This is a genomic window from Mariniflexile soesokkakense (assembly GCF_039650365.1).
Taxonomy (GTDB): Bacteria; Bacteroidota; Bacteroidia; order Flavobacteriales; family Flavobacteriaceae; genus Mariniflexile; species Mariniflexile soesokkakense.
The window spans coordinates 150,518-173,436 of record NZ_JAZHYP010000004.1 but is presented as its reverse complement, the minus strand read 5'-3'; the positions used below and the strand labels follow the sequence as shown (position 1 = coordinate 173,436).

Here is a 22,919-nt window from a genome sequence, read left to right as displayed (position 1 = left end):
GTTACTATTATGAACACATTAAAGCAAGGAGACCAAGTACCAAATTTTGAAGTATTTGATGAGCAAGGAAACCTTATTAAATTATCTGATTACAAAGGAAAAAAGTTGGTAGTCTTCTTTTATCCGGCCGCAAGTACACCTACGTGCACTGTTGAAGCTTGCAATTTAAGAGACCACTACAAAGAATTAGCAAATGCTGGTTACGAAATTTTAGGAGTTAGTGCAGATACACAAAAAAAGCAATCAAATTTCAAAAAGAAATTTGATTTTCAATACCCGTTAATAGCAGATGTTGATAAAATTGTGATTAACGCTTTTGGGGTTTGGGGGCCAAAAAAATTTATGGGAAGAACCTTTGATGGTATTCATCGTGTAACTTTTTTGGTAAATGAAAACGGCGTTGTTGAGCGTGTTATAGATAATGTAAAGGCAAAAATACACGCATCTCAAATATTGGACAAAAAAAATCCTTCTTAATAATCTTTTAAAGAAGGATTTTTTGCTTTTTTATCTGGTATATTTCTTTCTTTTAGGCAAAACCAAGGGTTTTCTAGTATACCCAAACATACGGTAATCTTTAATTAAATCGGCAACACCTTCTGGCAACATATTTTCCCATCCTCGTTCACCGTTGCTAATTTGGTTTAAAATTTCTCTTGAGAATATGGTTAAACATTTAGTGTCGAAATCTTTAATGTCAATAACTTTCCCGTTGTATTTAAAGAATTTATACAATTCTTTCATACGTGGATAAACCTTTAAATTCTCGCTGTTTATCAATTCTCCTGTTTCAACATCTATCATCGGATATAGATAAACTTTCAAATCTTTAAAGAATAACTTACCAAAGGCCTCTAAAATACCTCCACTTAAGTGACGATAGTATTTTTCGTCAAAAATATCAACCAAATTGCTAACTCCCATAGAAAGACCCATTCTAGCTTTTGAATAATTTGAGAAATATTCTACCACTTTATAGTATTCCTGAAAGTTAGATATCATAACCGAATGCCCTAGAGAACATAATAAATCGGCTCTATCCATAAAGTCTTGTTCGTCAATTTCACCTTCTGCACGTAAATTAGAAAGTGTTATTTCAAAAACAACTTCAGTATTATCTTTATCAACTTTTTTCTCTTCAATAAACATTTTATATGCGTTTTCATACATATCCATGTTTACTTGCGTTACCGGTCTGAAACTACCTCTAAAAGCTAAAATATTTTTTTTGTAAAATACACGAGCGGGAAGTACGTTTTTTCCATCAGGTCCAAACATTACGGCATCTGTCATGTTGTTTTTCACCAATTGCAAGCTCATTAATCTGTTATCGACATTTTTAAATAACGGTCCAGAAAAATTAACAGTATCAATCTCTAATTGGTCTTTGTCTAAATGGTCGTATAAGTAGCGTAGTAATTTTTTTGGCTCGTTGTATTTATAAAAAGCACCATAAATTAAGTTGGTGCCAATTACACCAAGGGTTTCTTGTTGTAACCTTGCATCGGTTTCTTTAAAACGAATGTGTAGAATAATGTCGTTATACTCTTGGTTTTGCTCTATTTGATATTTAATACCAATCCAACCATGACCTTTAAACTGTTTTGCAAAGTCTATGGTAGTAACCGTATTTGCAAAAGAAAAGAACATTTTATTAGGGTAATCTTTTCTTGAAAGGCGTTTTTCAATTAGGTCAATTTCGTGGTTTAGCATTTTTCTTAAGCGACCCTCTGTAACATATCTACCATCATCTTCGGCTCCATAAATAGCATCACTAAAAGCCTTATCATAAGCAGACATTGCTTTTGCAATAGTTCCAGAGGCACCACCAGCTCTAAAAAAATGTCGACTTGTTTCTTGTCCTGCTCCAATTTCTGCAAAAGTGCCGTAAATGTTTTCGTTTAGGTTGATGCGGAGCGCCTTGGTTTTTAATGACGGAATTTCTTCAAATTCCCTATCTCCCTTTAAGGTAATTTCCATGTTGCTGTTTGGGTTACTTAATTATGTTAACAAAGGTATCAAATAATAGAAGCAAATAAAAAAATAACCCTAATTTTGTTGGTAGATTTGAATCCTTTTGACGAACATGTAAAATGACTCAATTATTTTCTTGTTTCTATAAAATAGTTGCTTGTTAATTATTGATTATTTCAAATATAGTTGTTTTTAATGGTAATTATTTCATGAAATAAACGATTAGGTGAAAATAAATTAAAATAATTTTTTGAAAATAACATTTTTAGGCACCGGAACTTCACAAGGCATTCCCGTAATAGGGAGTAAGCACCCCGTGTGTTTAAGTGATAATAAAAAGGATAAACGCTTGCGTGTTTCTGTCTTGATAGAATGGGATGAGTTTACTTATGTTGTTGATTGTGGACCCGATTTTAGATATCAAATGTTGCGTGCAGAATGTACTAAGATAGATGGTATTTTATTTACACACGAACATTCAGACCATACTTCGGGTTTAGATGATATTAGGCCTTTTTATTTCAGGCAAGGCGATATTTCAATTTACGCACACAAGCGGGTTTTAAAGTCGCTTAAAACACGATTTGATTATATCTTTGCAAATCAAAACAAATATCCTGGAGCACCTTCGGTTATTACAAATAGGATAAAAAACGAACCTTTTATTTTGAATAATTTAGAAGTAATCCCTGTAAAGGGGAAACATGATGCGTTGCAGGTATTTGGTTTTAAATTTGGACATTTTGCCTATTTAACGGATATGAAAACTGTTAAAGAGAAGGAAATCGAAAAAATAAAAAACATAAAGGTTTTGGTAATTAATGCTTTGCGGGTTGAGCCCCACCAATCGCATTTTAATTTAGAAGAAGCGCTTCAATTTGTTAACAAAGTAAATCCGGAAAAAGCCTATTTAACGCACATAAGCCACATGTTAGGGTTTCATGATGAAGTTGAAAAAACATTGCCAAAAAACGTATTTTTGGCTTATGACGGCTTACAAATAACAATTTAAATTTTATAAAAATGAAACAGAAAATTTTTATGTACTTATTCGTTTTTTCAATCTTATTGATTTTATTTCAGTATGTAAATTCTAAACGTGTTTTTGAAGACATGAACAGGAAATTGGATGGATATAAAAATCAATTAGTACGCTGTAAGGATTCTGTGGCTGTTTTGGAGGATGAAAATTTAGAGTTATCGCATTTTAATTTAGAAAGAAACGAAGATGCGATTAGTTATTTTGAGAATAAAGGCTATAATGCTGCGGAGTTGATTCCTTTAATAAAAGATGAACTTTATAGATTAAACGAAGAAAAAGGCGAGCACCCTATAATTCCCTATGCTGCCGAAGAAGGAAAAAGAATGATGATTAATACGGTTAAGTTATTGAATCACAAATGGATTATTGCAGATTTCTCGGATGGCCACTATTGGGGAGAGTTGTTTTTGACTTATGAATTAACAGAAGGTAAACAACTTAAATTTAATTTGGTTGAATCGTTTCTGTACCCCTTTAATTAGCGCCTAACTTTATAGGCAACGCCTTTTTGTTTTTTTGTTTCACCTACATAGGAGTATTCATAAGTGTAGGAGGAATCGGTTGTTGTTAGTATTTTTAAATGAATATCCTTTTGTTCAGCCATATTCTTTGGCTTTATAGTTTTAAAAACAACCTCGCAGTCGTTTATCCATCGTATTTGTGAGGAATCGGTTTTATTATTATAGGTTTCGATTTGTAGTGCTTCTGTGCGCTTGAATTTCGATTTGAACAACTTACCATCAATAGTTATTTCACTGTAATATTCTCCAGTTTTATAATCGCTACAATGGCGTGTTGATTCATAGCAGCTAAAAAAGCTTAATAAAATTAAAAGGGATGCTAATTTCATAATTAAAAATTTCAGAACAAAATTACTAAACTTAACTAGTTAATTCTGAAAATTTTTAAAACTTCCATCAGAATAAAAAATAACAATTCGTTCTATTGCCTTGTCGTGTTTAATTTCAGATTCTATGTCATTCTCATTTACTGGAGAAGGTGATGTTATAGGAGTTGATGTTTGTGATGCTGTAGTGGTTTGTTCAATAGTATTTTTTATTGAAGGAAATTCGCCTTTGCCATTTAGTAGCCAATACAGCTCAACTTCTGGAAATGAAGAGAGTATTTTTAAAACAAACTCCAAACTCGGTTTGTTTCTACCTGATAAAATATGAGAAATACTAGAGCGTTGCACGCCTATTTTTTCGGCAAAAGAAGAAGCGGATTCTCCGTAATAATCTATGACTTTTTGTAATCTTTTAGTAAAAGCGTCGATGTTTATCATTGTAACTGTTACAAATGTGTTTTTGTGTTACAAATGTAATATTATATAGTTAAAATGAAGCCCAAAACAGTGTTAAATATTTTTTATATTGAAATTAATACTTTATATAAATGTATATTAAAATATGATTTATAAATGATTACGCATTTAAATAATCATGTTTGTTTAATGATTTATAAAACTTAAGTAAAAACAATTCACAGTTGTATAACATTGTAAACAAATACTGTATTTTTTGTGTTTACAAATGTAAATTTGTAATTGTTTACATTTGTATCCTAATATTTAATTATGGAAATAGAACTTCTAAAATCACTGTTTTTAAAATATAAAGAATCAGGTTTAAACCACCGTTATATTACCAATAACCATATAGGGCCTTTGTTGGAAAACATGGCTAATAAATTGCACGTAGAAACTATCGGAAGGTCGGTTTTAAACAACCCTATTTATGGAATTAAAATTGGTAATGGCAAAAAGCGTATTCTCATGTGGTCTCAAATGCATGGAAACGAATCTACCACAACAAAAGCTTTATTCGATCTTTTAAACACACTTTTGAGTGATGAAGTTTCCGTAAATCATATTTTAAATTCTTGTACATTATATGTAATTCCAATTTTAAGTCCGGATGGAGCCAATGCATACACTAGAATTAATGCAAATCAAGTAGACTTGAATAGAGATGCTCAAGATTTAACCCAGCCAGAAAGCAAGGTGTTGCGAGATACTTTTAACGCCTTTAAACCTCATTATTGTTATAATTTACATGGCCAGCGTACCATTTTTAGTGCAGGTAAAGTAAACAAACCTGCTACCGTATCCTTTTTAGCGCCTGCTCAAGATGAAGCATGTACTATCACATCTAATAGAAAAGTAGCTATGGAGGTTATAGCAGTTATGAATGAGGTTTTGCAAGCGGTTATTCCTAATCAGGTTGGGGTTTATGATGATGCCTTTAACTTAAACTGTGTTGGAGATACGTTTCAAAGCGAAAACACACCAACTATACTGTTTGAAGCTGGACATTATCATAATGATTACGGAAGAGAGGAAACAAGAGCACTTATTTTTATGTCTTATATGTCTTCGTTAGATTATATCTCAAAAAATGATGTTTCGGGAGCCAATTTTGAGTCGTATTTTAAAATTCCAGAAAATGAAAAATGTTTTTTTGATATCATTATAAAGAACGCTAAAATAGTGGAAGGTAAAAGTGAAGCTTTAACCGATATAGGTATCCAGTACCAAGAAAAATTAATTGATGGAAAGATTCATTTTATACCGAAAGTAGAAAAAATAGAAAATCTAGATGCATATTTCGGGCATAAAATGATTCAAGCTAATAATTTAGAAGTATTTAACTCAGAAGGAAAATTATTGAAAGTTGATTACGAAAACGTTTTCGTGATGATAGATAATGAAAAAATATCATTATTACCGAAATAAAGTGTACTTATTATGCGTAATTATTAGTGAAAATGTATTAATTTCGCTTAATATTTAAGAATAATTAATTATGGGGAAAATTAAATTAGACGAAATCGATCATCAAATTCTTGACATGTTAATCGATAACACAAGAATTCCGTTTACAGACATTGCAAAAAAATTATTAATATCAGCAGGCACAGTTCATGTACGCGTTAAAAAAATGGAAGAGCAAGGAATTATAAGAGGGTCTTCCTTGATGTTGGATTACAAAAAACTTGGATATTCGTTTATAGCCTATGTAGGTGTTTATTTGAATAATACATCTCAAACAAAGTTTGTACTTGAACGCATCAATGAAATTGCTTTTATAACTGTAGCGCATATAACCACAGGGAAATTTAATATTTTTTGTAAGATTAGGGCAAGAAGTACAGAACATGCCAAAGAAATTATATTTAAGTTAGATGATATTGAAGGTGTTTACAGAACAGAAACCATGATTTCTTTAGAGGAAAGCATCAACGATAAAAAACGATTAATGCACTCAATTTTTAATGAGATGTAGTTAGTGTAAAAGGTTTAAAGAAGCCAGTTCGATATTGAACTGGCTTTTTTTGTTCTATTGGGTAGATTAAAGTTTTATTTACGCTTTTTAAAGATTTTTTTTGTGGTTTATTTATTAAAACAGGATGTTTGTACATATTATTAATTGCTAATTTCTCTACTTTTATAATAATTCTATATGGTATTTAATTCTTTAGAGTTCTTTATATTTCTTCCTACTGTTTTTGTTCTTTATTGGTTTGTATTTAAGAAGCATTTAAAAGCTCAAAACATATTAATTTTAGTTGCTAGTTATGTGTTTTATGGACTTTGGGACTGGCGGTTTCTGTCTTTAATCTTATTAAGTACACTAGTCGATTATTATGTTGCTATAAAAATAGATTCCTTAGAAGAGAAATCTAAACGTAAATCTTGGCTTTGGGTTAGTGTTATTTTTAATGTTGGGCTTTTAGGCTTTTTTAAATATTATAATTTTTTTGTTGATTCATGGGTGGATATGGTATCGCTGTTTGGGTATGAAATGAAAAGTACTTGGACGTTACGCGTTATTTTACCAGTTGGTATTTCTTTTTACACTTTTCAAACCATGTCGTATTCGTTCGATGTGTATTATAAAAAATTAAAGCCTACAACAGATTTTTTATCATTTGCAGCCTTTGTTAGCTTCTTTCCACAATTAGTAGCAGGTCCAATAGAAAGAGCTTCCAATTTATTATCACAAATATTAAATAAACGTAGGTTTAGCTATGACCAAACCGTAAGTGGTTTAAAGTTGATTTTATGGGGTTTATTTAAAAAAGTGGTTATAGCTGATGCGCTGGCTCCAATGGTTGATGATATTTTTACCAACTACTCTAGCTACCCAGCTTCTACCCTCGTTTTGGGAGTAACTATGTTTAGTTTTCAGGTTTATGGAGATTTTAGTGGCTATTCAGATATTGCAATAGGAACCGCTAAACTTTTTGGAGTTGAGCTAATGTCTAATTTTAATTTTCCGAATTTCTCTCGAAATGTAGCGGAATATTGGCAAAGGTGGCATATATCTTTGTCTACATGGTTTAGACATTATGTTTACATTCCTTTGGGAGGGTCTAAAGTGAGTAAATTAAAATCTATAAGGAATATTTGCATTGTATTTTTAGTTAGTGGGTTTTGGCATGGTGCCAATTGGACGTTTATATTTTGGGGAGGCTTTCATGCCTTAGCATTTATACCTGTTTTCTTAATGGGAAGAAATACTATTTATAAAGACTCTGTAGTAGGAGAGAATACCTTTTTTCCAACATTAACAGAGTTGGGTCAAGTACTTTTAACTTTTGGAATTGTTACTTTTTCGAGAATTTTCTTTAGGTCAGAATCTATAACATCCGCTTTTGGTTTTATAAATAGAATTTTCACTGATTTCTCATATGGAACTTATAATCATCCTATGGGCTATAGGATGATTGATTATTATATTTTGATTATATTGTTTGTTATTTATGAATATATAATTAGAAAAGATGAGCGTTCCCCCTTTAAATTTAAATCTAAAGGGGTTAGATTTGTGATATATACAATAGTTATCTTGTCTATGTTATTGTTTTATGATAGTAATATTGATAGATCGTTTATTTATTTTCAATTTTAAAGAAGATGAAAAAATTAGTTGTAAATTTAATATTATACAGTATTTTAATAGTATTCAGTTTAGAAATTTTGGTAAGAATTTTCCACCTTACTAAAGATTATCCTGTTCGTTATGTTGATGAATTTGGAGTTGAAAAATGGAAACCTAATCAAAATGGTTATTCAGTTACAGGAAATAGAAGACAAAATTTTTCTGAGTATCATATTAATAAGTTTGGCTATAACTCTTATAGAGAGTTTAATCCTTCAAGAGATAAAGTTGAAATAGCATTAGTAGGTGATTCATTTATTGAAGGATTTCATCAAAATTACTATAATTCAATAGGAAAAAAAATCGAAAACAAACTAAATGGAGTAGAGGTGTATGAATATGGTTATGCAGGATATGATTTAGCAGATCAATTACATTTAATAGACCAGTACAAAGAACAATTTAATTTAATTGACTATGTGGTTTTGGGAATCAAGTTTGAAAATGATTTCACAAGAGGTGAATATAATGTGGTTGAAGAGCGTATGGTGCTAGAATCACCCGCCTATAAGGCCATGAGACAATTTAAATTATTAGTATATTTACAAAATATTGGTGCTTTTGATAATCCAAGAGAATTAATTGGTAAAATACTTTCAAGAGAAGTTGATGATGCACATAAATTAACAAAAATAGAAGAGGAAAAGAATCAAAAAAAATTAGTGCATAAATATATTGAAAACTTTGAAAGTTTAATAAATATTTATGGTTTTGATAAAGCTAAATTTATATTTCTTTTAGATTCAGAAAAAACCCCTCAAACGTTTTTAGATTTTTTAAACAAACATCAATTTAAGTATTTAGATTTTTCTGAAGCTTTAAAAAAATCTAAAACACCTACTACGCTTATTTATGATATGCATTGGAATAATCATGGAAGATCTATCATAGCTAAATTAATCACAGATTATATTAAAATAAATATAAAAAAAAAGCAAATAATTTTTTAGAGGTTGTTTACTTTTTTATACTCATTTGCTTTATCTATTTTTACCAAATAATTTGTAAAAATTTAAAATTTAATGAATATATTAATTACATCAGCAGGAAGAAGGGTTTCATTAGTAAAAGCTTTTCAAAATGAATTAAAAACTTTAATACCCAATGCTAAGGTTATGACAACTGACTTTAATATAGAAATGTCTTCTGCTTGCCATGTGTCAGACAGAGCATTTCAATTGCCTTTAGTTGATGATATGTATTATTTAAATAAACTTATTGATGTCTGTGTTAATAATAATATAAAACTTATAATTCCAACAATAGATACAGAATTGTTGTTACTTAGTAGGAGTAAAAAAGAGTTGTTAAAATATGGAATAACGCCAGTAGTTTCTTCTCCAGAGTTTATTAATATTTGCCGAAATAAAAGAGCTATGAGTTCTTTTTTTGTTAGTAAGGATATTAATGTTGCCAAAGAATATTCTAAGTACGAATATGAGTTGCCCCTTTTCATAAAGCCAGTAAATGGTAGCAGAAGTGTAGATACTTATATAATAAAAAAACACGAAGACCTAATTGAATATCATTTTAAAAACCCTGATTTGATGTTTTTAGAGTATCTAAATCATAATAATTATGATGAATACACGTGTGACTTATATTATGATAAAAACAACAATTTGAAGTCTGTAGTACCTAGAATGCGTATAGAAGTTAGAGATGGAGAGGTAAATAAAGGAATTACCAAAAAAAATATTTTGGTTGATTACATTAAAGAACATTTGACTCATATAGAAGGAGCTGTGGGGTGCTTAACTTCTCAATTTTTCAAGCATAAAAAGAAAAAAGAAATATTTGGTATTGAAATAAATGCAAGATTTGGAGGGGGGTATCCACTAACATATGCTGCAGGTGCCAACTACCCTAAGTGGATAATTCAAGAATATTTCTTTAATAATGAAATTGAGTATTATAATGACTGGGAAGATAATCTATTGATGCTACGATACGATAATGAAATACTAGTACATGATCACAAAAAGTAAATTTATTATAGTGTTCGATTTAGATGACACTCTTTATAATGAAATAGATTTTTTAAAATCAGCTTATAAAGAAATATCTAGTTTTCTTTCCAATAGAATCAATATATCATCCAAATTGATTTTATCACAAATGTTGGATTGGTATAATGATGGCTTAAATGTTTTTGATAATATTATTAAAACATATCGTCTTGAAAATTTAACGGTTCATGATTTGATATATGTATATAGAAATCATAAACCTGAAATTGTGTTAACTTACAGTTCGCGAAAATTACTGGATAATATAAAAAGTAAAACTTATAAACAGGGCTTAATAACAGATGGTAGAAGTATACAACAGCGAAATAAAATAAGTGCATTAGGCTTATCTGAATATTTTGATGATTTAATAATTTCTGAAGAGTTTGGTTCTGAAAAACCATGTATGAATAATTATCAACATTTTATTGAAAAGTATGGTGATTCTTATGATTATGTTTATATTGCCGACAATATTAGTAAGGATTTTATTTCACCAAATATTTTGGGTTGGACAACTATTTGTCTTCTAGATAATGGGAAAAATATTCACAAACAGGTTTTTGATTTGGATAAAGAATATAAACCAACCTATTTAATAAAAGATTTAATTGAAGTAAATAAAGTATTAAACATATAAAATTAGGCTTGTTAATGAAGTTAATTGTTAATGAAATATTAACTGAAATTGATTTTGAAGAATATTTAAAAGTTGTTGAATCTTTTAAAATAATAAATCCTTTTTATAAAATTTTAGGGTCTAGTATTGGTGAAATTATAGATGATCAATTATACTATTTTACTTTTACAAATGCAGAAGGCAAAATTTTAATATTAATGCCTTTTTTCTTAAGAAGAATTCCATATAAACATGAAGAAAAGATATATTATGATGTGATTTCTCCCTATGGTTATAGTGGACCTCTTTTTAATGAAGACTTATCAAGAGGTTATCTAATTATGTTTTGGCAAGAAGTAGATACTTGGTATAAAAACAATAATGTTGTTTCTGAATTTATTAGATTTAGCTTAAATCATAATCACCACTTTTATTCTGGAATATTAATTCCTACACTAACAAATGTTAATGGAGAGATTGTTGATGAGGAAAAACAATGGAATGCTTTTAAGCAAAAAGTAAGGAATAATTACAGGAAAAGTCTAAACCACTTATTGGATATTAAAATTAAATCTAAAGATATAACAGATAGCGATATAGTAACCTATTATGATGTGTACATTAACACAATGCAAAGAATAGGAGCTGAAGACGAATATTTATATTCTATAGAATATTTTAGAAATATTATTAAATTAAGTAAAAACAACTTTGCTTTAGCTTTTGTTTATAAAGATAATGTAGTGATATCTGTTGAATTGATTTTAATTGCCGGGGAAACGTTATATTCGTTTTTAGGAGGAACTTTATCAGAAGCTTTTAGTTTAAGACCAAATGATTTTCTAAAAATAGAAGTAATGAAATGGGCAAGAAATAATGGCTATAAATATTATTTACTTGGTGGAGGCAGAAAAGAAAATGATACGTTATATCAATATAAAAAATCATTTTTCCCAAATGATATGGATATAATATACTATACAGGAAGAAAAATTTTAAACAAGAAAGTGTATAATGAATTAGACGAAATTTTAAATATAGATGTAGTAATTGAGGAAAATAATGCTGCTATCACTTTGGGAAAATCAAATTATTTTCCTGCTTATAGAAAAAATGCTTTTAAGAAGCAGTATTAAATATAATAATCAAATCTCAAACATTATTCATATTCATTAAATCTATTAATTTGAATTTGATGTTTAACTTTTATACAATTTCGGATATAATATACATATGTGTTATTGGTCCTTCCATTAGTAAAATTAATAGTTTACACCATTTTTAAGACATTCCGTTTGTTATTTTTGATGATTGTTAAAATAATGTTCTTTGAGTAAAAAATATTTATGAATAAAATTAAATCTTATAATTTTATTTAAAATAAAATATTTATGAATTATAAATTTTGGTACTAAAAAAGCTAAAATTTTACTTTTAGGGTAGAGTATAGGTTCAAGTTTTATAATATATCGAAAGACTAATTCTGGAGTTAAAATGAATGAAATAATGTTTTTGAATATGTTTCTTCCAATTGTATTGCTGTAATTAATTCCGATTTCATTATTGCCAAGGTTCTGATAGAAACCAGAAGATAAGGTTTCCATAAATTTTAAATGTTTAAATTTTTGAAATAAACCAATTTCTAATGCTTTTTGAGAAATTACTTTTTGTGCTAAATTTTGGTTGTAACAAATAGTTTTTAATCCTTCATTAAGTGATAGGTGGTATTTGAACATTTGATTCTGAAGTTCTTGTATATAGTTATAGTATAGCCATTTTTCTTTATCATTATGATTTTCTATTACAAAACCCGGAACCTCATTACTATAAGCTATTGCGCTTCCGTGGTCAGCAGATGCAAACTGCTCATATAATTGAGTATTAGCATTTAAAAGATGGTCATAATAATTGGCATAAGGTAATATGGAAAATAACAAGCCATACCTTTTAGTTTTTTCTTCAATGTTATATATATTGGTAACACCAAAATAATAGCCAGTTACAGGAATTTTTTTATGTAAAAAAGTATGTATTGACTCTTGCATAGTACCTGCCCATCCAATATCTACAACATAAATTCCGGATTTTTCATAATCAACACCAAAAGAATTTAAATAATTTTGAAAGGCATCATAATTGGTGTTTCTATGGTCGTTATAAAAATTTATAAAAACTTTATTATCTTTTAATTGTAGGAACAATTCTGAATTAAAAAAGTTTTTAATAGTTAAACTAAGATTTGTTTTTAACTCTTCCGCAATTGTAATTTTGATCGAACTAGGACAGTTTAAATGACTAAGGAAGCTTTCCAAATCTAGATTTGGGTATCGCTCATTCAAATAATCAAAATCTTCATGTTCAATATCCTTTAAATGAATCTGAAGAGAAGATTGTCTTGACATTTTTATGTAATGAGTATTAACTTTATGTATTCCACTAGCCCTGTTGAGCTTTTGGTAAGAGTCAAACATTCTTTTTAAAAATTGACCTTCTCTGGCTAAAAAAAACAAATCTTTTACTCCGTCTTTTCTACATTTGTAATATAAACGTTCGGTAAAAAAGTGATAAAATATGGCGTAGTCTACATAAGGTAGGTTTTTACTGGATTTGTAGTCTTTTTGTGTGTTGTTTATTATTCGTTTTAAATTTCTTTTATCGTTACCTAAACTTTTCTTTCTATTTCTTTTTAGGTATTTCTTATGGGGTAAAAGAAAAGAATTTAAACCAGCTTTATTTGCATTTAAAAAATCACTATTCTTGTTATCACCAATCATCATGACAGTTTCTTTTTTGATTGACATTAGTGAAATTATGTGATTAAATATGTCCCCCGTTTCTTTACTTTTCCCTAAGGAAGCAGAGCTGTAAACATCATCAAAAAGATCATTTATACCGTGATTCTTCAGTAATCCTTCAAATAAAGATTTAGAACTATAGAAATCTGAAACTAGATATATTTGACCGCCGTTCTTTTTGAATTCTTTTAAAAAGTCTAAAATGTTATTATTTAGATATTGTACACTAACCTCTGAGATTAAATCAGCATTTTCGAAAAAATTAATAAAATCTTTAATTTTATGTTTGTCAAGGTGATTTTCATTCATCAAGCGCATGCAAACATGTTCTTTAAGGATTTTGTATGAAAGCTCAACACTACTCTTTTTTTGTTTCTTGGCTAAAAAAGAAGTAGATTGTTGTCTTATAAAATACAGTTCATCGATTGAAATATTTAGTCCTAATTCTCTAATCATTAATTTAGCCCAAATTCTTAAAGTGTAATTTGGATGAACTGTTCTATGAACAATAGTATCGTAGTAGTCTACAAATAATACTTTAATTCCTTTTTGGTTAATCTCTGATTGTAGTTTTTTTAATAACATTCTTTTTTCTTATTTGTTACAACTGGGTACTTAGTTAGACTTATTTGTGTAATAAAGTTAGTTTTTTAAGTGGTATTTTTATTAATATCTTTTTTAGATTTGTTATAAAATTTAGGATGAATTAGAAGTAATGGAGAATTACTTTATAAAACTAAAAAGTCTATTTAGTCTTACTAACATAAATAGTGATACTTTATTATTAAAAATTTTAGTTAGTATTTTATGCTTCATTGAAAAATAATCTTCTCCAATAAAATTTTTAATAGGGTAAACATTTAAATTTTCCATTTCAACAATTACTTTGCGAAACTCATTAAATGTTATTTTTGTTTTCAGCAATCGAACAAAAAGAAAAAAAACATATGACTCCTGTCTAGCAGTTAATCTTTTAATGGCATGGCTATCTGCTCCTTTTCTTTTGGCTATTTTTATTAATCCATCAAATTTTTTTATTACAAATTTAAAGTCATCATTTAATTTTTTAAGGTGCTTTTCGTTCCTTTTTGTAGTTGTAGAATTCAAATTTATAAAATACCTATAAACATCAATATCATAAAAAGATATTCGTTTGCTATTTAGTAACAATTCGGTTGTGAATATTCCGTCTTCTACCATTCTTCCTTCTTCAAACAAAAGGTTCATTTTTTTTATCAAATCATGTCTAAAAATATACCACCAAGGACCATTATTATAGTTGTGTTTTGAAATAAATGAAACTCCATTGTATATTTTACTATTTTTAAAATGAGACATAGGATTATTTTCACCAACACTGTAATCAGATTTGGAAGTTCTAGTCATTTTAAAACCTAAGACATCCAATTTTAGATCATTAGCTTCCTCAATAATTTTTCCTAAAACATTTTTTTCTATATAATCATCTGAATCAACAAATAAAATATAAATTCCTTTACAGTTTTTTATACCAACATTTCTAGCAGCACTTTGCCCTTTATTTTCTTGATTTATAACTTTTATTTGTAAATGCTCTTTGGCATAATCTTTTGCTATTTTGAGACTAGAATCTGTTGAACCGTCATTAATTAATATAATCTCATAGTCAGAAGTATTCAGGTTTTGTGAGACTAAGCTTTTTATGCATCTAGATAAATACTTTTCAACGTTGTAAACAGGTACTATAATACTTAATAACATTTTTTTTTTTTTTTCATTCTAGTTACAAATTTAAGTTATTAATTTAATGGGAATTGAAATTTCGGTTTCTTTAATTAAAATTTATGTTTAAAAAAAATTATTGTGTATTTACAATAAAATTCAAATATTAGAAAACTTAAAGCAATTTATGTGAAATTTTAAAGTTTATTATTTCATCTTTAAAGTAATCATTTTTAGGTTGTTATGTAATATTTTCTAATTGTAATAAGTTATTAAATGTTGTTAACAATTTATTCCTATGTATTATTTTCTATATATTTTTGCCACCAGTTTTTCATTATTATTTCTTTTGAAAGATCTAAAAATTGAATTACAGCGTATTTAGTTAAATAGAAGTATTAAATTACAAATTATCGATAAAAAACTACACTTAATCGAATATATTTTGAAATCACATTGGTTTTTTATCGAATATATTTGTGTTTAGACGATTTTTTAAAAATTTAATTATAACATTGTATCAATTATTTATTATTTCCAAATTTAAGAACTTATGAAAATGACTTTTAAACCTATGCTATTCGTTTTATTTTTATCGATATCCTTAATATCATGTAATAACGAAGAATTGTTTGTAGAACCAACAGCAGATGTTGTTGTAGATGACGAAACTAACCAACCTAACGATGAAACATCTGAAAAAGACAATACTCCGCCTGTAGATGCAAGTTCTCCATGTGAGTTTAATTTAAACTCTGTTCAGCCTAACTCAACAGTAATTATAAATTGTTCATTGGATTTGGGCGGACAAACTATAAATTTACCTAACAATGTAACTATTGTATACGAAGGAGGAGAAATTATAAATGGAACTTTAAATTTTTCAGGAGGAAATGTTATTTCTGGAGATCTTTTAAATTCCACTTTAACAATTGGAGGATCTAAACCTTTATTAAAAGATCCTGTATTTAATTTTATTCCTAGCCGTTGGGGTATCGTTGAAGGAAAAGTGTCTGATGCAGTAGCTTTAAGCAATAGAAATATTTTAAATTCTATGTTCTCTCAAGTTAAAAATCTTGGAGTTAATACTTTTAGAATAGATAAAATGGATGCTTACTTTTTAGTAAGCAAAACTGATAATTTCCCACCTAAATATAGAATGGGTGATATATTTTTACCTTCTAATTTTAATTTGGTAATGACTGATAATACACATTTAAGAGTACAACCAAATGGGTTTACATATTATAATTTATTAGCCGTTTACGAAGAATCAAACGTTACTATAACCGGTGGTCATTTGCATGGTGATAGAGAAGAGCATACTTACATAGGAGAAGGAGGTGTTACAGGACATGGTGCTAGTGTTTTACTTAATTTAGAGGCGGCAGCTAATGTAACAGTTGACGGGGTAGATTTCCAATACGCAACAGCAGATGGCATACTAATTAAGGCTGTTGGCTTTTCGTTTAACCCTGATTATAATCCATCTAGAGACATTTTGATTAAAAATTGTGTTCTAAATATGAGTAGAAGAAATAATATTTCTATTGTAAATGCTCATGATGTTATTATTGAAAATTGCCAAATATTAAATGCAGGCGTTGCAACAAGTAAAACTGTTGGAACACTACCTAAGTTGGGTATTGATATTGAAGCTTTAAGAGATAGAGACGCCAATGGTAATTTTATTATGTATGAAATAGTTAAAAATGTTATAATCAGGAATAATGTTGAAAGAGGTAGTGTGAGTGGAGGATTCTTGGTAGCAATAGGCGATGACACAATTATTGAGAATAATGATATGGAAAATTCTATTGGATATGGCCTTTCTACAGGAGTTAAGATTAGAAATAATAAAATTACAGGAACTTCAGCTAAACATTTAAATACTGCGGCTATTGGTGCAGGGGATCCAAATTCTGATACTTGCTATAATAATGAAGTTTCAGGAAATATTGTAAAAGGATATGAAATTGGTGTTAGCTTATATGCAAGAGATGCCAAAATATATGACAATACCTTAGAAAACTTACGCTACGGCATATTTATAACTAACAATAAAGTAAAAAACACAGATATTTATAACAATACCATTAAAAGTAGCGTAGCTAACAGTTTTGGATTTTATGCCCAATTAACAGCTCTGGATAATATTAATATTACCGGAAATAAGATTGATGTAAAATCAAATGCTATTGCTTTTGTAAATATTAATTTAGGCTCAGGTGAAAATAATAATAAAGTTAATGTAAATAATAACTCAATAATGTCGTCAAGAGCTGTTAGTGTGGAAAATTCTTTAGGTATTTCTTTATTAAATAATAATTAGAAATAATAACATCATATTAAGATTCCCTATAAAAAAAAGCAGTATCAAAATTTTGATACTGCTTTTTTTTATAGTTTTTAACAAGATTATAACTTTAATTATTATTGGAAATGGAATTTAATAATTTATTGAAAACAATCTTTTCAGTGGTTTTATTTCCTTTTATATAAAATGTATTTATTGAGTCTTCTAATTTAAATACAACAACGTTATTAACAGATTCAGAGTTTTTATATAAAAAATCAATCACTATTTTTTTTAATTCAGCATATTCTTGTTCGTTAAAATCTATTGGAATTAATTTTTCTTTATTAAAATTAGGATCCAGTTTTTCTGTTTCAAAATCTAATGGGGTGTACTTATTATATTTTTTCCCTTTTAGAAAATATACTATTTTATGAAAAATAATATGCATATTTTTATCTCTAAGCTTTTGTTTAATCTTAAAAAATAAAAGAATGCCATTTGCAATAACTTTAGCCCTTATAGATTTGGCATCATATAAAATATGAAAATTAAAACGATATTCTTTGTTGGCTAATCGTTTTTTGTAATCATAATCTCCTTTTGAAAAATCAAAGATTTCTATATTATTTTCAAAACACCATTCAATATGTTTTAAGTTATCTAAATATCCAACATTAAATTTAGAATAATCAGTATCAAATACAGGCAGAGCCGAATATAAAATTTTATCGGAAACAAAATTTAAATAAATAGATATTGGTGTGTTATCACTTGATATGACAAACAAGGCTGCCTGTTTATCTAAAATCATAGCAAATATTAACTCCTGTAGATATTTCCATTTTCTAGGAGCTAGATAATGGTTGTTTATTTGTTTTTCTGTGAATCTTTTTTTTAAAAGTATATTAAAATAATTAAAAGCAAAATCAAAGTTGTTTTTTGTAGTTTCTGCCCCATATAGCACATCGTATTTTATATTAAAACTTGATTCCAGACGTTTTTTGGACTTCCGTATTTTCCATCTACTATTTGAACTAAAATGTTTATTTAGATAGTCGTCAGAATTTTCAAACTTTTTAAGATTAACTAAAAACCCTTTGTATTGTTGTGTTGTTTTTAGTTTTAAAGATTCTGTAACTATATTGTTTACTTGGTAATATTCCGGAATGTCATATAAAAAGAAAACTTTCTTTCTATAATCAGTTTTATTTTCATTAAGTGTGTACGAAATTCCATTGGTTAAATTTTTACCCGTATTAACATATAGAGGCAAATATTTATTTTTAACAAATGATACACCTTCAATAAAATTAAATGTTAATGCCTCCTTAGAATGGTTAAAGTGTTTAAGCCAAATAGAGACAAATGTTTGTGAAGTAAACGGGTTTTTTATAGGGGACATAAATTACAGTATTTCTATAATGTTAATATTTGTAAAACCTAAAAAATAAGTTTTTCAATTTTTGTTTTTCCTTTAATTATAAAGTCATTAATTGAACTTTTAATAAAATATATTTCTGTTTCGTTTAATGATTCAGAATGCATATATAAAAAAGCATAAACATATTTTTTCAAAAAAAGGTATTTCTTATTGTTAATATTAATTAATTCTAAATCGCCCACTTCATTTAAGTTATTTAAGGGTATTATTTTAGCGATTTTTTTTTCTTTAGTAGTATTTTTTTTATTTTTAAAAAAGAACTTTATTTTATTAAATAACACATTTATTTTTAAATTTCTAAAATACTGAATTATAGTATAATAATTGCCAAGGCTAAAAGCAAAAAGTTTAGAAATAACAGATTCAGAATCATAAAAAATATGGTATTCAAAATTATAGATTTCATTACACCATCTGGTTTTATAATCAAAATCACCTTTAGAAAAATCATACATTAAAAAATCATTATCAAAGCACCATTCTAATTGTTTTAAGTTATCAATACAACCAATATTAAATTTTGAAAAATCAGAATCGAATGCTGATAAAGACCCAAAAACAATATTTTCTGAAAGATAATTTAAACAGATAGATATTGGGTGTTCTTCCTGATAAATAACAAACAAGGATGCTTTTTTTTCTAAAATTAAAGGATAAACCAATTCTTTTAAATGAACCCATTTATTATTGGAAAGTGCCTCGTTGATAACACCTTTTTTTAAACTTTGTTTTTTTAAAAGCATATAAAATTGACTAAAAAGGGTTTCATATTCTAACTTAGTAATATTCATACCGTAATAGATAGTATATTTTATATTAAAACTTGTCTCTAATCTATTTATATATTTTCTAAAAACACGCCTGCTTCTTGAACTAAAACGATCAGTTAAATAAGCATCGAAAGTAGTATATTCTTTTAAATTTGCTAGATAACCATTATACTGCTTTATTTTCTTTAATTTTAATGAATGATGATGTAATGATACATTGGTGTTCACGTTAAAGTAGCTTGGAACATCAAATACGAAACACACTTTATTTTTATAATCATCATCTTCTTTACATTCTGATATTTTATAATTAATTCCGTGAGTTAAATTTTTAGCTGCGTTTGTGTATAAAGGAAAGTTTTTACTTTTAGTAAAGGAGACATTTTTAATGAAATTAAAATTTATTAAAGATTTACCGTTATTATAATGTTTTGCCCAAATTGAAACAAATTTTTTTGATGTGAAAGGATTATTTTTCATAGGTTACTTTTTAAAAATATTAATCTTTATGGAATTATAACTTTTCATTTAACCAATTTTGAATTGTTAAAGCAATATGATGTATATCATTCAAATTATATCGAAAATCAATATGTATATTTAAAAAATAGTGCCATTTATAATTAACAGTATTATCGGGCCAAAGCGTTGAAGGATATATACTGTTTGTAATTAAAAAATTCTTTAATGAGTTCATATCGTTTTCGTTTTTAAACAGCAAATGCAGCCCAAAGGCAGTATAACCGGGTTTTTTAATGACTTTAAAAAAATTAGTATCTTGAATTTTTTCGTATAAAAAATTTAAGTGTTCTTCTTTTATTTTTTTTACATTAAAACTTATATATGAATTGATAAATTCTTTATGTTTTGGAAGGAGTTTGGCAAAATTTGTATTTTTATTTAATGCGTCTTCTACTTTGTAGAAATAAGGCAAATAAATTGAGCTATCTATGTTTTTATCGCCTTGTATATAATCTGTTTTTAGTTTCATGGCTTTTAACATCATATCCCATACCTCATAATAATAGGTATCTATATTATAATTTAAATTTTTGTTAGAAGTTTTAGTTTCTGGCTGCCAAAAAATACCTCCTAAAGGAATTGGGAGCGATTTTCTTAAAGATACAAAGCAATAATCTGCATTACTATTTAAACACGCATTGCTTAACCAACCATGAGAATGATCTTCTATTATAATAGCTGAATTTAAATTATTATTAGTGGGCATTGAACTTAGGCCCCAATAGTTATTTATTAATACAACATCATCCTCACCTGCAAAATCGTATATATTAATAGTTTCATCAGAAAATACAAAAGGATTTATTTCATAGATACTTATATTTTGATAAGTTTTTTTTATCCAGCCCAAAGTATGTTGACAATAATAATTAGGAAACCATAGTTTATTGATTGTTTTTTTTTGACTAATTTCATTTAAAATATGTAAAAGGGCATGTCTTCCAGTATAAAAAATGGTATAGTCAATACTTAAATCAATCGTATTAGTTAAAGTTTCTTGAATGTTTTCAAGATGAAAATAGGAGCCTATACCTTCTTTTCTTATCATATAAACTATTCATTATCACCACCAGAAAATGTGGTCATATTTAAACTTTCTGAATTATTGACACCTTCTTTTATAATCACTTTTTTAATGGTTAAAAAAAGAATTTTCATATCGAGTAAAAAAGATAGGTGATCGACATACCAAACATCATATTCAAATTTTTTTACCCAAAGAATGGTGTTTCTACCGTTTACCTGTGCCCATCCGGTAATACCTGGTTTTACTTCATGCCTTCTTTTTTGTGTTTTGTTATACAGTGGTAAATATTGAATTAGGAGTGGGCGAGGTCCAATTAAACTCATATCTCCCTTAAGTACGTTAATTAATTGAAGTGTTTCGTCTAACGAATATTTTCTAACAAAGGCTCCTACTTTAGTAACTCTTTGGTCAAAAGGTAAAAACTCACCGTTTTTATCTTTTTTATCATTCATGGTTTTAAATTTAATTAAATTAAATATTTTTTCTTTTTTACCAGGTCGTTGATGAATAAAAAATGGTTTTCCGTTGTTTGTTATATAAAGAAAAATAGTGGTAAGTAAAATAATTGGTGATAAGAGTATTAAACCAATTAAAGAAGCGAAAAAATCGAAAAGGCGTTTAAGTACTGTTTTGTAAATCATTTTTTTAATAATTCTTTATAAAATTTAACCCATTCATTTACAATGATATCCGAAGAAAAATTATCGGATATGTATTTAAGTCCGTTGGCACCCAATTGGTCTCTTAAATCTTTGTTTTCTGAAAGCTTTTTCATTTGATTATATAAACCCTCTACATCTTTCACTTTATGCCTAAGGCCTGTTTTATTGTCTAGAATTGTATCCATTAAACCATAAGCATCACTGCAAATAACGGGTAGTTTTGTAGCTGAAGCTTCTATAACACTCATTCCGAAACCTTCTCTATAGCTTGGTAAACAAAACACATCACTAGCTTGGTAATAATACTCTGGGTTATCTGTTTCACCAACAAAAACAAAACTTTTTTTATTTTCAATAATAGTATTTAATTTATCCATCATGTGTGCTTCGTCATCACCGACTAATAATAAGAAAACATTTTTATTTTCTTTACTAAGTTTATTGAATGCTTTTGCTAATTCAATAACACCTTTATCTATATTTAATCTTCCAAGAAACAGGTAAACTACAATATTATCAGTAAAATTTAATTCACTTCTTAATTTTAACCTCATATCTAAGTTTGCTGAAAATCGATTTAAATCTACCCCACTAATAGAACCAGTTCCTAACACTAAGCCTTGATTTTTTTTAAGTACTTTCTCTGAAACCAAAAAATTTCTTTGTGAGTTACCATCAACTAAAATATGAGTTGAAAAAGCAACAATTATTTTATCTAAAAATTTTAAAAAACTTCTAAAGAGCCCTTGTTTTGTGGCCCAAACTTGCCCTGTAAATATGTGAATTCTGTTATTAACCCTTGCCAATTTTCCAGCTATCGCAGAAATAAGACCAGCTTTTGGCGTTATTGAATGAATGGAGTCAAACTTGTTTAATTTAAAGTATTTATATAATTCATAAATGGCTTTAAAATCATTCAAAATATTAATATTTCTATCTATGGCTATGTTTTTAGATTCATTTATTGGAAATTGATTTAAAATATATACGTTTTGGTCGTCAATATTAGCAACCACATGTATAATATAATCTTTAGAAAATTCTTCTAACTGTTTTCGTAAAAACTGCATAGTGAAGGTTGTAGATACTACAAAGCAAATTTTTTTCTTCATAAC

The 22,919-nt window shown here is 27.7% G+C and carries 21 protein-coding genes; 11 read left to right on the top strand and 10 right to left on the bottom strand.

Annotation, left to right across the window (positions count from 1 at the left end; translation table 11 throughout):
• The first annotated feature begins 9 nt into the window (after window positions 1–9).
• Window positions 10–477, top strand: coding sequence for a thioredoxin-dependent thiol peroxidase (bcp, locus tag VP395_RS10435; RefSeq protein ID WP_346241952.1), 468 nt, complete (start codon window positions 10–12; stop codon window positions 475–477).
• Between the two features lie 30 nt (window positions 478–507).
• Here the strand turns inward: bcp and VP395_RS10430 are convergent, their stop codons facing one another.
• On the bottom strand, window positions 508–1,980 hold the full coding sequence (locus tag VP395_RS10430) for a TonB-dependent receptor (RefSeq protein ID WP_346241951.1): 1,473 nt from the start codon (window positions 1,978–1,980) through the stop codon (window positions 508–510).
• Window positions 1,981–2,224: 244 nt separating this feature from the next.
• Between VP395_RS10430 and VP395_RS10425 the strand changes: the two genes are divergently transcribed.
• Both VP395_RS10425 and VP395_RS10420 read left to right on the top strand, forming a co-directional pair.
• On the top strand, window positions 2,225–2,986 hold the full coding sequence (locus VP395_RS10425) for an MBL fold metallo-hydrolase (RefSeq protein WP_346241950.1): 762 nt from the start codon (window positions 2,225–2,227) through the stop codon (window positions 2,984–2,986).
• Between the two features lie 11 nt (window positions 2,987–2,997).
• The gene (locus VP395_RS10420; protein WP_346241949.1) at window positions 2,998–3,498 is read left to right on the top strand and encodes a hydrolase; all 501 of its coding nucleotides are present in this window, start codon (window positions 2,998–3,000) and stop codon (window positions 3,496–3,498) included.
• Here the strand turns inward: VP395_RS10420 and VP395_RS10415 are convergent.
• Together VP395_RS10415 and VP395_RS10410 are read right to left on the bottom strand one after the other, a co-directional pair.
• Entirely contained in the window at window positions 3,495–3,866 is a 372-nt protein-coding gene (locus VP395_RS10415) for a DNA topoisomerase IV (protein ID WP_346241948.1), read from the bottom strand. The genes VP395_RS10420 and VP395_RS10415 overlap by 4 nt on opposite strands.
• A gap of 39 nt (window positions 3,867–3,905) precedes the next feature.
• Window positions 3,906–4,301 carry a helix-turn-helix domain-containing protein gene (locus VP395_RS10410; RefSeq protein WP_346241947.1) on the bottom strand — a complete coding sequence of 132 codons (396 nt, stop codon included), beginning with the start codon at window positions 4,299–4,301 and terminating at the stop codon, window positions 3,906–3,908.
• Window positions 4,302–4,592: 291 nt separating this feature from the next.
• On the opposite strand from VP395_RS10410, the gene VP395_RS10405 reads away from it, so the two are divergent.
• From VP395_RS10405 to VP395_RS10375, 7 genes are all read left to right on the top strand, one after another.
• Window positions 4,593–5,750, top strand: coding sequence for a M14 family zinc carboxypeptidase (locus VP395_RS10405; protein ID WP_346241946.1), 1,158 nt, complete (start codon window positions 4,593–4,595; stop codon window positions 5,748–5,750).
• Between the two features lie 70 nt (window positions 5,751–5,820).
• The gene (locus VP395_RS10400) at window positions 5,821–6,300 is read left to right on the top strand and encodes an Lrp/AsnC family transcriptional regulator (protein ID WP_346241945.1); all 480 of its coding nucleotides are present in this window, start codon (window positions 5,821–5,823) and stop codon (window positions 6,298–6,300) included.
• A 177-nt stretch (window positions 6,301–6,477) separates the two neighbouring features.
• Entirely contained in the window at window positions 6,478–7,929 is a 1,452-nt protein-coding gene (locus tag VP395_RS10395) for an MBOAT family O-acyltransferase (RefSeq protein WP_346241944.1), read from the top strand.
• Between the two features lie 5 nt (window positions 7,930–7,934).
• Window positions 7,935–8,909 (top strand): hypothetical protein, encoded by a 975-nt coding sequence (locus tag VP395_RS10390; RefSeq protein ID WP_346241943.1) that lies wholly within the window; start codon window positions 7,935–7,937, stop codon window positions 8,907–8,909.
• A gap of 72 nt (window positions 8,910–8,981) precedes the next feature.
• Complete coding sequence (locus tag VP395_RS10385) at window positions 8,982–9,947, top strand: ATP-grasp domain-containing protein (protein WP_346241942.1); 966 nt, start codon at window positions 8,982–8,984, stop codon at window positions 9,945–9,947.
• On the top strand, window positions 9,931–10,608 hold the full coding sequence (locus tag VP395_RS10380) for an HAD family hydrolase (RefSeq protein WP_346241941.1): 678 nt from the start codon (window positions 9,931–9,933) through the stop codon (window positions 10,606–10,608). The genes VP395_RS10385 and VP395_RS10380 overlap by 17 nt, the downstream gene beginning before the upstream one ends.
• 14 nt (window positions 10,609–10,622) lie before the next feature.
• Window positions 10,623–11,723, top strand: a complete 1,101-nt coding sequence (locus VP395_RS10375) for a GNAT family N-acetyltransferase (protein WP_346241940.1) — start codon at window positions 10,623–10,625, stop codon at window positions 11,721–11,723.
• Between the two features lie 162 nt (window positions 11,724–11,885).
• Here the strand turns inward: VP395_RS10375 and VP395_RS10370 are convergent, their stop codons facing one another.
• Window positions 11,886–13,967, bottom strand: a complete 2,082-nt coding sequence (locus tag VP395_RS10370) for an HAD-IA family hydrolase (protein ID WP_346241939.1) — start codon at window positions 13,965–13,967, stop codon at window positions 11,886–11,888.
• A gap of 138 nt (window positions 13,968–14,105) precedes the next feature.
• Window positions 14,106–15,122, bottom strand: coding sequence for a glycosyltransferase (locus VP395_RS10365; RefSeq protein WP_346241938.1), 1,017 nt, complete (start codon window positions 15,120–15,122; stop codon window positions 14,106–14,108).
• A 520-nt stretch (window positions 15,123–15,642) separates the two neighbouring features.
• On the opposite strand from VP395_RS10365, the gene VP395_RS10360 reads away from it, so the two are divergent.
• Window positions 15,643–17,415, top strand: a complete 1,773-nt coding sequence (locus VP395_RS10360) for a right-handed parallel beta-helix repeat-containing protein (RefSeq protein WP_346241937.1) — start codon at window positions 15,643–15,645, stop codon at window positions 17,413–17,415.
• 94 nt (window positions 17,416–17,509) lie between these two features.
• Here VP395_RS10360 and VP395_RS10355 read toward each other — a convergent pair whose 3' ends face one another.
• The 5 genes from VP395_RS10355 to VP395_RS10335 are packed head-to-tail and all read right to left on the bottom strand — an operon-like array spanning window position 17,510 to window position 22,916.
• Entirely contained in the window at window positions 17,510–18,784 is a 1,275-nt protein-coding gene (locus VP395_RS10355) for a GNAT family N-acetyltransferase (protein WP_346241936.1), read from the bottom strand.
• 38 nt (window positions 18,785–18,822) lie between these two features.
• Window positions 18,823–20,073: a GNAT family N-acetyltransferase gene (locus VP395_RS10350; protein ID WP_346241935.1), complete on the bottom strand. Its 1,251-nt coding sequence runs from the start codon at window positions 20,071–20,073 to the stop codon at window positions 18,823–18,825.
• A gap of 34 nt (window positions 20,074–20,107) precedes the next feature.
• Window positions 20,108–21,163, bottom strand: a complete 1,056-nt coding sequence (locus VP395_RS10345; RefSeq protein ID WP_346241934.1) for a hypothetical protein — start codon at window positions 21,161–21,163, stop codon at window positions 20,108–20,110.
• A gap of 5 nt (window positions 21,164–21,168) precedes the next feature.
• The gene (locus VP395_RS10340; protein WP_346242070.1) at window positions 21,169–21,780 is read right to left on the bottom strand and encodes a sugar transferase; all 612 of its coding nucleotides are present in this window, start codon (window positions 21,778–21,780) and stop codon (window positions 21,169–21,171) included.
• On the bottom strand, window positions 21,780–22,916 hold the full coding sequence (locus VP395_RS10335) for a glycosyltransferase family 4 protein (protein ID WP_346241933.1): 1,137 nt from the start codon (window positions 22,914–22,916) through the stop codon (window positions 21,780–21,782). Before VP395_RS10335 ends, VP395_RS10340 begins: the two co-directional genes overlap by 1 nt.
• Window positions 22,917–22,919 lie beyond the last annotated feature (3 nt).